Source organism: uncultured Mailhella sp., from assembly GCF_944324615.1.
Taxonomy (GTDB): Bacteria; Desulfobacterota; Desulfovibrionia; order Desulfovibrionales; family Desulfovibrionaceae; genus Mailhella.
On the sequence record NZ_CALUWY010000030.1, the window covers coordinates 15,394 to 28,252 of the forward strand.

Here is a 12,859-nt window from a genome sequence, read left to right on the forward strand (position 1 = left end):
CAGGGGGAACGCGCCTGATTGTGACGGCTTTTTTGTGCAGGCCGCGCGAGAACGGGGCATTCCCGTCAGAACACCCCTGAACGGGACGGCTTTTCTCCGATGCGGGCAGAGGGGAGGGGCCTGCCCGGGAATTTTCCCCGGATGCGGGGCACTTCAGAAAAGAAAAGGCGTTTTCCTGTGAGGAGTCGCAGGGCGCTTTGAGGGCGGCGGGGCAACCTGCCGCCCTTTTGTATGTTCCCGGGGGCACGGATGCCTGCCCCCGGTCTTTCTGCGGCCGTGCTCCGGGAGTGTGCGGGAACCGGCCGGAACTGCCGTACCCGGAAAAGGGGTGACGCTCCGGGAAAAGCAGCCCGAGGGGACTTTGCGGAAGGGGAGACGGCGGGGGATGTCCTGTTGCCCGGAACTGCCGTGCCGCGGGTGGAGGGGAGGCGCAGCATCCTGTTTTCCGGCCCGGACTTCCGTGCCCGGAAAGTCCCCTCTTCCTTCCCGCCCCGGCGCGGCAGAAAGTTTTCCGTACCTCGGAAAGGGGGACGTTCTCCCGGAAGGGGCGCGCCGTTGCGGAGGAAGGGGCGGCGCAATCCGCCTTCCCGCAAAAAACATAAAGTGATGCTTGAAGTTTCAGAGAGCTTTTTCAGGGACGGGGAAGCCGCCTTTTTTGTGCGGCAATGCCCTTGCCGCGGAAGGCGGAGCAGCCCCGGGGAACGCGGCCTGCATGCGCAGAGCACGTTGCGGAACCGGGATTTGAGGAAAACGCCCCGGAGGCTCCTGCACGGCTCCTGCATGGCCGTAAGGCATCTTTTTGCAGAAAGCGCCCTGACACGGAGCAGAAAAAAGCCCCCTCCCGTGATGCGGGGAGGGGGCATGGTTTGAGAACGTGCGTTACCCGTTGCCGGGCGCGCCCCTTCCGCAGAAGGACGGAGGGGCGCCGAGCGGGGAGCTTATTTTGTGCTTCCGGCAGGCTTTGCTTCTTCAGGCGTGGGCGTCTTTTCCGCAGTCGGGGCTTCGGATGTGGTGCCTTCCTTCGTTTCCGCAGTCGGGGCCGCGCTGTCCTTCTTTTCCTCCGTGTCTCCGGCGGCCTTTGCGGCGTCCGGCTCCGGCCCTGCTGTGGGGGAGTCGGTCCGGGCGCTCATGTCCGGGCGGCTCATGTCGAACCGGGCGTATTCATGAGAACCGTCGGGCCGGATGATGATCTGCTCGTGCAGGACGAGGGGGGCGGCATCGGCGGTGTCCAGATTCACGATGATGGAGCCGTCGTCCCTTTCCTGCGCCCTGATGTTGAAGCGGCCGTGCTCGTTGATCATCATACCCGGGAAAAGAGAGCTCAGCATGCGCGGAATCATGAACGAAGCCTGGCTGCAGCAGTGCGCGAGGCGGTAGAACTGCGTTTCGGATTTCGTCATTCTCCGCCAGAACTGGATGATGTTCGCGTATTCATGGTAGTCGGCAGTACTCTCCGCCGTGGTGAGTCTGGGGGGATGCACCGAAAATTCCACACCGTTTGCCCGGACGAAGGTCAGCGTGGACTGGCCCTCCAGGCGATAGAGGTCGGTGGCCAGACCGTAGGCGTTGGCGGGTTCGAGCTCCTTCATGGAGCTGTGCTGCATCTCTATGTGTACGTCGTCCTTGGTGAGGTGTGCGCCGGGCCGGGTGAGTTCCAGCATCTTTCTCAGGGGCACGAGGTGGCTGCTGTTGGTGTAGAGTCCGCCGTCAGCGTTTGGTGCGTGCTTGTCCGTGGCGGCTTCCACAAGGCGCGTGTACTCCTTGTCGATGTAATCCACCATGGCGGCCATGTCGTCCGATCCGCTGAAGGGAGGCATGGGGCCGAGCTGGCCGCCGGTAAGGATGGACCACATCTGCGATGTGGTGGGTGCGGCCCCGCCGTTGGCCTGCATGGCGGTGAGAATCTCGTCGGAGGCGGCGATGATCCAGTGGGTCAGCATGGGGGCCTTCACGGAAGATGCGGCCCGCGCGCCCAGCGTCTCGATGGAGATCTTGAGCGCGTTCCACTGACCCCGCGTCAGCGGCGGCATACGCTTGGAAAGCTCACGCTCCACCTCGCTGATGCCGTCTCCGCTCATGCTGGAGAGATTCTGCATGATGCCGTTGAACCCGCCGACCACCTCACAGGGGTGGCTGACGCGCGCAGCTTCCGTGCGGAGGGGAGCAGGTCTGGAGCCGTGGGCGGCAAGGTTCGCCTCCGTCCGCAGCGTGGAGAGTATGTCCATGGTGTTTCTGATGTGCTGGGCGTTTCTTTCCCTGGTGGTCCGGCCGAGGGCCCATTGCAGGCCGCCCGCCACCTGCAGCGTTGCTTTGCTGGTCATGTTGTCGGCAATGCGGCGCACGTCGTCCCCGCTCAGATGCTGAAGCCTTACGGCCATGGCCATCATCATGGGGAGGGCGTCCTGCTTCCCGTCGAACTGCGGGGGAAGCCTTCTGAGGGTGGACTGGAAGCGGCTGGAGAGGTAGCTCCCCTGTTCGCATATCTGCGTGGGCGTGAGGCCGGGCGTGGCAAAGTCAATGAGGCCGCCGTTGAACATCGGATTCGGTCGCGTACCCTCGGCAAGCTCGGTGATGATCTTCACGTCGCGTATGCCGAAACGCTGGGCGCATTCCTTCAGCACGGCCTTTTCTTCGGCGCTGAAGCCCGTGGTCATGCCGTCCTTCACGATCTGTTCCGGCAGCTCGTCGATGGCGTTCAGCGTGCTCTGCAGCGCTTCCAGACCATGGAAGAGCATTTCTTCCACCACGGCGCGTATCATTTCAGGATCAATGGCGTTGCCCGCCCGGGTGGCCTCGTCCGCAAGCTCGTTCAGCGTGCTTTGCAGCGCAGGGGCAAGGCGCGTGACATCCAGCTTGTCGATGTCGATGGAGGCGAGAGGATAACGCGCCTGGAGGTCGGCGAGCAGCGTGCGGAAGCCGGGCGTGATCGTTTCCGTCGTATGTCCGGCGCGGGGAATATACTCGCCGAGCACGTTTCTGACTCTCACGGCGTTGTCCTGCGCCAGCTTCGAGGCGGTGTGTTCCCCGGCCGGAAGAATCACGTCATGGTCCAGGGCAAAGCTGCGCACGGCCGGGGAAATCTCTTCGGGCCTGGTGGGGCGCTGGAACATATTTCTGACCATCATCCCCTGACTGCCGCGCACGGCCGTCTCTTCGGGCTTTGCGGAGGGGGCATCTTTGACGGAACTTTCCTTGCCGCCCGCGGCTTCCTGCGCCGGCCGGTCGGCGTGAGGGGTGCCAAGGTTCAGGGCCTTGAGCTGTTCCTCGGTCAGGCAGGACATGAGCGAAAGGCTGATCTGCTGCAGCATGTGCTGGAGTGTCACGCCGATCTTCTGCAGGGCGACGCCTTTTTCGCCGAATTCTCCCGTTTTCAGCGCATCGTTCATGGCGCAGCATTCCCGGGAAAGGGCGCCGAAGCTGTCCAGCGCGCGGTTGACCAGACCGGGGATATCCTTCTGCGCCATGCCCTTCCGGGCGAGGAAGAGCTGTATGGACTGCTGAAGCAGCGTATTCCAGCCTTCCTGGGTGAGCGTGCCGGTCATGCAGTGTTCGCCGGCCTGTACGGCCGCGGCCGCGCGGACAAGGCGCTGGAGAAAGGCGGTGTCCATGGGCGCGTCGGCGCGCAGCAGGGGAGCCATGGCACTTTCCAGCGCAAGCAGGGCGTTGATGTACCGGGGCATGGTTTCCGGCGTGAGGGGCGGGTTGAGCTTCACGGGAGGATTCTGCGCCATGGTGTGCAGATCCTTCAGCGTCGGCAGAAGTTCCTGCGTGAGGCTGTCCATGGTGTCATGCACGGCCTCCATGAGGCGGCTGCTCGTGGGGATCTGGTCCTTGCCGGGATCCTGGGCAAGGGCGGCCAGCACGCGGTCGCTGGTGGAGGCATGGTGCGCCACGGCCTCGGCAAAGGATTCGGGCAGGCCGTGCTGCGTCATGATGTCCTTCATCTTCTGCGTGGTGGGGCAGTCCAGCGTGAAGGTGACGATATCGTGCAGAAGTTCCGCCCTGCCGGCGGGGCAGCCGGGCTGGACTGCCCCCGCCCCAACGTGTACCGCGAAGTTCCGCCCTGCCGGCGGGGCAGCCGGTGGAATCCATCCTGATGCGGAAAAGGTCGAGCTGCCCTTCTCCTATGGCGGGCAGGGCATCCCGCAGGGCGGACATGATGGCGGGCATGTCGGGCTTTGAGGCAAGGCTGTTCACGGCGTCACGGTTCAGGGACTGCAGAATATGCAGGTCGGCCTCGCAGGCCCTGGCATAGGCGGAGGTGAGGCTGGAAAACTGGAACTTGTCCAGACCCTGGGAAAGTGCCTGATTGAGGGCCACGCCCAGAAAGCCGTTGCGCCCGGAAAGAGGCTCGTGCAGCCTGTCCATGATCTTCTTTGCCGCCGCGCTCTTTTCTCCCATGTCCGGCAGGGTCGTGAGCGCGGCGATGTTCTTGTCGCACACTTCGGTGAGCAGGTATTCCCGCACGGCGCGGGACTTTTCCGCCTCCGTGCCAGAGGCATGCCGTGCAGGGCCGCAAACTGCCCGAAGGCGGCGCCGTGATCGGCCGGGAGCTGACCGCCGTTGACAAGGCTCGTGCCCACCTGCGAGGCAAGGATCACGTTCAGGGCAAGCTGCGTCTGCTTCACCACGCCCGCCGTGAGGGGCTTGCCCGCTTTGACGAACGCGTCGAGCGGGGTGCGTACCCGGTCGAGCAGCGCGCCGTAGACGGGATTCTGTGAGAGCGACTGCACAAAGGCCCGTACGGCGGCCTGGTTTTCCACGGCACGGGCGTCGGAGGAGAGCTTTTTCAGACCGTGCAGCGCCGTGCCCTGGGCAAGATCCTGGCTTGCGGACACATGGAACTGAAGGCTGTCGTCAAGCGTGGAAACATGCTGAAAGAAGTGGTCGAGATTGATAGGCATGGAAGGCTCCTTGCATGTCCGGCCGGGGCGTGTTCCTCACCCCGGAAGGGGCGGAAGATGCCGTGTGCGGGCGTTTGGGTCGTTTGTTGGAATGTGCCAGATATATTGGCGTTGTTTTGGGGGATGGGGAAATAATGTTGGCAGCTGTTGTCGGTAAAAGATTCTTCTGCGGCCCTCACAGGGCCTTGTTTTGTTCCTGCCGCGGCGGCGGAAGGCCTTTTCCGGGCAGGGCGGGGCAGGCACGGGCCTGCTGCGGCGTTTTCCTGCAGAATATGATGCAAGAATCATGCCACAGCGTGCTGGCGCAGGGCATCTCTTTTCCGGAGTGGTGCCGGGGCCGTGCCGCAGGCTCATGGTGACACAGCAGGCCACGGCGCACAAGGGCAGAAGGGGGAGATACCGGCGGAGGGCGGAAAAAGACGGGGCAGAGCATACGAAAGCGCCGCGGCATGAGGCCGCGGCGCAATGCCTTGTGAACCCTGGGCGTTACTTCCACCCGGCTTCAAGCAGGGCGTCGGCAAGCTGCGGCGCGTCCACGGGCCAGTAGATGTCCGGCCGGGGCTGATGCACGCCTGCGCGCCCCTTTTCCGGGCGGCAGGAGAGCAGGGCCTGCCTCCACTGGGCGGGGATCGCCTCCTCGCCGTACAGAGCGCCGAGCAGCGCGCCCGCAATGGCGGCGTTGGTGTCGGTATCGCCGCCCTGCATCACGGTATCCACCACGCCTTCCTCAAGGGAGGGGGCGTGCAGCATCTGCCAGAGCGCGTTCTGAAGGGCGATGAGCACCCAGCCCATCTGCATCGTATAGTTGCGCGGTTTTTCGTGCGCGGCGCTTTCCACGGCCCTGCGCAGGCCCTCTTCCAGCTTCATGCGCTTCATCCAGCCGAGAAGTTCCTCATACCGTTCCGCCGCGGTGCCGCCTTCGGCCACGGCCCGGGCAAGAAGCGCCGCATACAGGGCGTTGGCCTGCGCGCACACGGGGTGCGGGTGGGTGAGGGCGGCATCCTTTTTCGCCCATTTCATCACATCGGTCCGGCTGCGCCCTGCGCCGAAAATGCCCAGAGGGCTGACGCGCATGAGCGCGCCGTTGGCCTGACTTGCCGGGTTGGGGCGGCCCTGAAGGGCGGAGGCTATGGTGTTGCCGCAGTCGAAGGGTCCGGACCTGAGCCAGTCGCGGTACTGTCTGCCCGTGCGCAGGGCGCAGTAGCGGCCTGTGGCCACAAGCTGCCGCGCCATGGCCAGGGCCATTTCCGAATCATCCGTGGGCTGGCCCGCCAGCGTGTCGAAGGTGCCGCCGTCGGCAAGCTCGCGCACGCCGCCGGGGTAGGCGGCGCGTATCTGCTCCGGCGTGCGGAATTCCACAAGAGAACCCAGCGAGTCGCCCGCAAGCTGACCCAGCATGCAGCCCCGGGCGCGGGAACGCACGGCGGCGGGAACGGGACGGGCGCTTTGTTCGGAAGAACAGGAAATCTGTTCGGAAGTGTTCATTCCATGACCTCATGCGTTTTTTTTTGTGCCGGAGGGGCTCCACGGGCAGCCGGCCCGGGGGCCTTTCTTGCGGAGAGCGGTGAAACTCTGCCGTTCTGCGGCCACTGTCGCCGTTTTCCATGGGAAGATCAAGATACCTGCCGTCCGGGGTGCCTTGCGCGCTTTGTTCTGGCGGAAGTGTATCTGGAACGCCTTGAGCGGAGCCGTTCTCTGTGGGAAAGCCGGAAGCTCGGGGTGCTGGCCCGGCGGGATGCGGCGGGAAAGGACGTGGTCATCGACGACGGTTCCGCCATCATGGGCATGGACATCAGCGACAACGGCCGCATCATCCTTTATGAGAAGGCGACGGAATACCGCATCTGGAATGAGGATTTCCTCCTGCCCGGCGATACCGTTCCCTGCCCCTTACCCGGTACCTGAAGCAGCACGGCCTTGCTCTGCCCGAAGGGCTTTCCACCGTTTCGGCCATCATGAGCCCGGACGGAGAGTGCTTTTTCCTGGAACTCAAGGACCCGACGGCGACTCGAAGCCCTGGGCCGGCTACCTTGTGAGTACGAACCCGGCCATAGAGCCGCCGGGCTGGAAGCGGACCGCCCCCGGGGGCGGCGAAAAGTCGGAACGCTGAGGCGGCGGAAGGGATCCTGAAGGGAGCCTGCCGCTTTGGGCCGCGCATGGGAAAGCCCTGCCTGCCGCTCGCCTGCGGATGCTCTGCGGAAAAAAGCCGTGAGAGCAGGGCGCAGGGAAAGGGGGTTCGCCGTGCTCTCTGTCCGGAAGATGCGGGGCACGGCCGGGCAGAGGCGTGAGGGGCTGTTTTTTTGCCTGAAGCAGGGGAACGGCAGGCCCGGAGACGCGGCAGCTCTTTCCGCCGTCTTCCCCGGGCCGGGCTGCGGTGTTTTGAGCGGTCAGCAGGTCAGGCACGCTTCGGAATCGAAGCGCATTTAAATACCGCACCGGCATTTCCGGGGTGGGTACGTCAAGGCTTCCTCCCCCCCCCCGGCAGGGCCGCACCGGCGGGAACAGGCGCAGGTCCGTGCAGGCGTATGCCTACGGCCGGACGGGAAGCAGGGTAAGCAGAATATTGCTTCTGCCGACGAGCCGGCCCGCACGGTCGTATGTGCTGCCGAGTGCGGGGTCGTACCAGCCGAGGAGTCGGCCCGCTTTGTCGCGCAGGTACTGTTTGCCGCGGCTGTCGGTCTCGATCCAGCCGAGGAGTCGGCCTGCACGGTCGCGCAAGAGCTGTTTTGTCATGGAAACTCCTTTGGTCAGTATGTCTGCCCCGGGGCATCAGGCGCCCTGATTGTTCTGCAGCAGGAACACCTGCGTCTGCACGGCGTCGTCCACGGAGGCATCCGCGTAAGGCTCCGGGGTGAAGCCGGGGTTCTGCATGAGATCCGCGACGTCCACGCCGGGCGTGAAGCCTTCTCCGCCGGCATGCCAGTCCGCGAGGGGGGCCTGTTCCGCGCCTGTGCCCGGACTGTCCGGCGACGTAAGGCCGTGATCCAGGCCGCTGCCGGTGATGCCGGTGTCGAAGCCGTCTCCGGGGCCGCCGTCCTCCGTGCCGCCGAGGCCGGAAAGAAGATCGTCCATGCTGTCTGTTCCCGGAGCATCCGGGTCGTCAGGGAACAGGTTCAGGCCCGTGCCGCCGTGGAGGAACGAACCGGAGGCATCGTACACCACCATGTCGCTGCCGCCGACGGCGCCGTCCTGCCCCGCGCCGCCGTGGAGGTCATCGCTGCCCGCGCCGCCGAAGGGCGCGTCGGAACCGCCCGTGCCGAAGAGCATGTCGTTTCCTTCGCCGTGGAGCGTGCCGGAACCTTCCGTGCCTTCCACGGCGGAGAGGAAATGTTTCAGCGTGTCGCCCGGGGCAGGCAGGGCTTCGTGGAGATGGTCCGCCGTGACGCCGTCTCCATGCAGGCCCGGCGTGTCGGCCGCAACACCGGAAGCGCCGCCGTCACCGCCCGGCATGTCGGCTCCCGCGTTGCCGTGAAGGGTGTTTTCTTCACCGCCGGAGAGCCGCACGCTTGCCGCAGGTTCCAGCCCTCCGCCCTCCGGCGTGAGGAGGGGCGTACCGTCCGCCGTTGTGTGGGACAAAGCCTCTCCGGTATCCGTGAAGAGGAAGGCGCCGTCTGCGTGCAGGGGGAAGGCGTCGCCGAGGGAAGCGATGGGGCCGAGCCCTTCTCCGTCATCCGGCGCGGCGTCGGCAGGGAGGAAGGAGATGTCCGCCCTGTCCGCAGCAGCCATGAGGGCCACGGCAACATCCGTGCCGCCCGTGTCTGCAGGATTCATATCCGGAGAAATCGTCAGGGAAGCCGTCCCCGTGTCGTCGGAACCCTGGATGGTGATGGTGATCTCCTGTGTGGCAGTGGCGCCGTGGCTGTCCGTCACGCTTATGGAAAAGGTTTCCGTCACCTGCTGCTGTGCATTCAGTCTCATGATGGCGTTGGGCGTGCCCGTGGCATCAGACGGTTCATCCATGGTATAGGTGAATTCGCCGGTACTCAGATTCAGTATCAGCGTGCCGTAGGTGGTCTTGATGGTGAGGCTGTCGCCGCTGCTGGTCTCGGAAAGAATGGACGAGGGCTCACATCCTCCGATGGTTTCAGACTGCATGCCGCTCCACGACAGGTGCAGCCCGTTGTTCTCCGTCGAGCCTTCCCCGTTGTCGCGGTCCACGTCGCTGGCCGTCACCCTGCCGGCAACGTCGGGTATGTCGGAAGAACCGGATGAGCCGTCGGATTCGACGGTCAGGTGAGCATCCGTCACGGTGGAGTGGATCCCGGGCCTGTCGTTGGTGCCGAGGATGGTGATGAAGATCTCGCTGTTTGATATGTTGTCGGATCCGCTGTTGGAAGCATTGACGTAGAACGTGACCTGGACCTTATCGCCCTCGGCGAGCCGGTCGAGAAAAGCGCTGTTGTCGCTGTGGTCGGTGGAATTCTGCGTCTCGTTGAGAGGGTCCAGCGTGAAGGTGTAGTCCACATCGCCGTTGTTCTGCCGTGTAAAGACAAGGCGGCCCACCGTGTCGGTCCCCGGGGTGTAGCTCCAGGAAAATTTGTTGTTCCCGGTCACAAGGTAGAGTGTCGTGGAGCTTCCCGCGGCGCCCAGCGGAATATTGTTGATTTCGGGCACCAGCCAGTAATCCGGGGCGTCGGCGGAGGCGTTCGCCTTTGTCAGGGCGATGGATGACTGGGCCAGGCGCAGCGTTATGGTGTCGTTGATGTCCGCGTCGGAAAAGAGCGTGCTGGTATTCTCCCCGGACGAGTTTGTGGGAATTCCCTGCTCTGTCGCCACATAGCTGTTGGGATCGGAACCGTCCGTTTCCACGCCTTCTTCCCGGAGGGACTGGGAAATCTGCGCGCCGCCCCTGATCGGGCTTTCCTCGTCGCGCAGGGTGATGGTGATGGTCTGCTCGCTGAAGGAGCCGTGAGCGTCCTGCACCCGTACCGTGAAGGTCTCGGTGACGTATTCGTCGCCGCCCAGCTGATCGGTACTGGTGGCCGTGTAGGTATAGGAGCCGTCTTCGTACACACGGAAGGTGCCGTAGGAGGTGGTCATGGAGCAGTATTCCCTTCCGTCGGCGTCGGTCTCAGGGCCGGTGAGCGTACCGGAGGCACTGACCAGATTGCTCCACTGGGAGGACGACTCGTCGTAGGGCTGGTAACTGACGGTGCCGTCTGCCGCCTCGGATACCGTGCCCGCCACACTGCCGGCAAAACCCGTCAGCATGAAGGTCAGCTGGTTCCCGCTCTGGGTTTCGCTTCCCGCGCCGTTGTCCGCATCCGCATCCACGGCCCTGAGCGAGCCGGAAATGGTGGACGATACGCCTTCCACATCCGGGCCGTCCGTGGCCACGAGATCACCGGCCGAGCTGAGGCCGTGGGCCGTCACGTCGAACCGCTCACTGCCTGCGGTGACCGCGGTGAACACCGGCCTGTCGTTGGCGCCCTGAATATGGATGGTCAGCGTCGCCTCGTCCGAGCTGAGGCCGGGAGTTTCCTGTGTGCCGTCGTTTGCTGTGAAATTCAGGGAGATGTCGAAGGATTCTCCTTCATTCATGGAGTTCACGAGGGCCGAATCCCTGTTCAGCGCAAACGTCCATGCGCCCGACATGCCGCGGGAGAAATCCAGGGTGAGCGTGCCGTAGCAGTCTTCGCCCGGCGCGAGGGAAGCGACCAGCGCCCCTTCCGCATTGAGGTACAGGGTGAGCGTTCCGCCGCTCCCGGCGGCAATGGGCAGGACGCTCCCGTCCTAGGCGGTCACAGAAGGCGTTGCAGGGCCGGAATGCGCGTTTGTATGCAAGACGGTGCCGCTGACGGACAATGTCAGGACGTTGCTGTCACTGTCGGTAAGAACAATGCGGCCGGAAGTGCTGTCCACCCCGGTAACTTCGGCATTGGGATTGCCGGGGTCCGTGGAATCGACGGGCGTTTCACAGCCTTCCACACCCGCTTCCTGCACGCGGCCCTTATCCGTGCTGAGGAAAAGGGCCGGCCTGGCTCCGACGGGGATATCCTTCACCACGATGGTGCCGTGAAGCACAGGTTCCGCATCGTCGTATTCCCGGTCCTGCTCCGGCCTGTCGATGCGCTCCGGCCCGCCGAGACGTTCCAGCCCGCCCAGCAGCCCGGTGTTTCCGAACTCGTGAAAGCGGTTGCCGTTGCCCTGCGCCGCATGCCCGGAACGGGAGGAGGGGATGAGTTCGGGCTCGTCCATGGCCGTGAAGAAGGCGGCACAGGTGATTTCCTCGCCCCCTGTGGAGAACGAAGGCATGTTCTCGCCGGCATAGGCCGTGTAGAAGTTCTCCAGCGTCAGGGTGCCGCCGTCGTCGAACGTGATGACAAGATTGTCCCCCTCGCGGGAAAAGGTGCCGTCACCGGCAGGAAAATCAAAAATGAACAGGGCGTCGGGCGTGCATGCAATATGCTGTACAGTGCCCGCGGCGGGCCTGGCAAGGCGTATGTCGGCCATGGTGATCTCCTGAGAAAGGAAGAAGTCAGAGGAGGAAAGTCACGCCTCCGTTCCTGTGAAAAACGGCATGGAACCTGCCGGAAAACAGAAAAGGGAAAAAGGGCGGAGGGGGAAAAAGACTGCTGAACGGCGGAGCGGGGGTGCGGAAGGAGAGGGCATCCTTTTTTGTGCAGGTGTCGACATCAGCAGAAACATACCGTCTACCTCAGGGATATATAATAAGAACGTATCGTTTTTCTGCTTTGAGTCAAGCGGGTGCCTCCCCGTTGCAGGGAGAACATGCGGCAGAACGCCGCCCGCAGACCGGGGAGGCGCCTCATGCCCCGCAGGCACGGTTCTTCTCCGGCCCCGCCCGGAAAAGGTGCTCTGTGCAGGCATCCCCGGCGGAACGCCCCGCGCGGTGAGAGTAAGAGGAAAAAAGCCGTATCTTCCCCACGCCTGAGGGGGAAAATGGGTCTTATAGTGGTTGCCGGGGTTGCCCGGAGAATCTTCCCCACGGCCGCGGGGGAAAATGGGGACGTTGAATCTGAAAATCTCTCTCTTTTATTCCCCACGTCTGAGGGGAGGAATGGGCACGGCCGGGGAAAGGTTATCCCCCGGAAGGTATGCTGCACACCGGCGGGGAGAAATGCTTCCGTGAACTTGCTTTTATCTGCCAGGATCTTCCCCACGCCCGGGAACCTGGGGACTTTTGAGAAGGCGAGTCTGCTGGTGCGCCCACAGCCGCGGGGAGAAGCCCAACGCAAACAGATATGACGCCGTCTCCTCCGAATATTCCTCACACCGGGGGAGACAGATACGCAAGACAGACTACCCCCATGCCGGTATATTCCCCACCGGGAAAAAACGAAGATTTGATATCCGCGCCATGGCTGCGGCTATATATTCCCCCGCCTGCGGGGGAACAGCATTATAGGACAAGGTTTTGTATGCCTGGTCATGATATTCCTCCCGACCGCGGGGGAATCCCTAGAGCTGTGCAGCCGGAAGGACGCGGCCGGACATATTCCCTACGCCCGCAGGGGAACCGTCATCACGGAAGGAAGCTTGGCGTCTTCCAGCAGATATTCCCTACGCCGGGGGGAACCGCGGCCGGAGAAATGCGCCATGCCACGCCCACCTGTATGCCTCACCCCCATGGGGGGAACCTTGAAAAAAGCCGCGTGCGCCCGGAGCGCGCCATGCCCGGCCTGTATCCGGGGCTGTGTCCGGCGTTTTCCGGAAGGTCCGCTGCCGGGAACGGGCGGCGTGCTTTTTCTGCCCCGCAGCCGTGGGGGGGGGAATCTGCTGTTTCTTTACAGAGCAGAGTATGTTCTTTTCAGGCAGGCACGCCTTCACGCCATGGCATGGCGCTTCAGGGAGAAAAAGGACGATGTTAAACGAAAAAGCCCTTACGATGTTTCATCGTAAGGACCTGACGTTCAGTGGCTCCCCGAGACGGACTTGAACCGCCAACCTAGTGATTAACAGTCTATAAAATTATACTTTCATCCATTCTCACT

7 protein-coding genes are annotated in these 12,859 nt (G+C 63.6%); 1 reads left to right on the top strand and 6 read right to left on the bottom strand.

Features of this window, described 5'->3' with window-relative positions; all coding sequences use genetic code 11:
• Nucleotides 1-938 precede the first annotated feature (938 nt).
• The 3 genes from Q0K07_RS07890 to Q0K07_RS07900 all read right to left on the bottom strand — a co-directional run bounded on the left by Q0K07_RS07890 (nt 939) and on the right by Q0K07_RS07900 (nt 6,389).
• Nucleotides 939-3,932, bottom strand: coding sequence for a hypothetical protein (locus Q0K07_RS07890; RefSeq protein ID WP_294558293.1), 2,994 nt, complete (start codon nt 3,930-3,932; stop codon nt 939-941).
• Nucleotides 3,933-4,208: 276 nt separating this feature from the next.
• Nucleotides 4,209-4,904: a hypothetical protein gene (locus Q0K07_RS07895; protein ID WP_294558295.1), complete on the bottom strand. Its 696-nt coding sequence runs from the start codon at nt 4,902-4,904 to the stop codon at nt 4,209-4,211.
• A 486-nt stretch (nt 4,905-5,390) separates the two neighbouring features.
• Nucleotides 5,391-6,389 (bottom strand): ADP-ribosylglycohydrolase family protein, encoded by a 999-nt coding sequence (locus Q0K07_RS07900; RefSeq protein WP_294558296.1) that lies wholly within the window; start codon nt 6,387-6,389, stop codon nt 5,391-5,393.
• 177 nt (nt 6,390-6,566) lie between these two features.
• On the opposite strand from Q0K07_RS07900, the gene Q0K07_RS07905 reads away from it, so the two are divergent.
• The gene (locus tag Q0K07_RS07905; RefSeq protein WP_294558297.1) at nt 6,567-6,809 is read left to right on the top strand and encodes a hypothetical protein; all 243 of its coding nucleotides are present in this window, start codon (nt 6,567-6,569) and stop codon (nt 6,807-6,809) included.
• 624 nt (nt 6,810-7,433) lie between these two features.
• On the opposite strand, the gene Q0K07_RS07910 is transcribed toward Q0K07_RS07905, so the two are convergent.
• From Q0K07_RS07910 to Q0K07_RS07920, 3 genes are read right to left on the bottom strand one after another with little or no spacing between them, the layout of a single operon-like run.
• Entirely contained in the window at nt 7,434-7,637 is a 204-nt protein-coding gene (locus tag Q0K07_RS07910) for a hypothetical protein (protein WP_294558298.1), read from the bottom strand.
• Nucleotides 7,638-7,673: 36 nt separating this feature from the next.
• Complete coding sequence (locus Q0K07_RS07915) at nt 7,674-10,625, bottom strand: VCBS domain-containing protein (RefSeq protein ID WP_367178874.1); 2,952 nt, start codon at nt 10,623-10,625, stop codon at nt 7,674-7,676.
• 12 nt (nt 10,626-10,637) lie between these two features.
• Nucleotides 10,638-11,357, bottom strand: coding sequence for a hypothetical protein (locus Q0K07_RS07920; RefSeq protein ID WP_294558299.1), 720 nt, complete (start codon nt 11,355-11,357; stop codon nt 10,638-10,640).
• Nucleotides 11,358-12,859 lie beyond the last annotated feature (1,502 nt).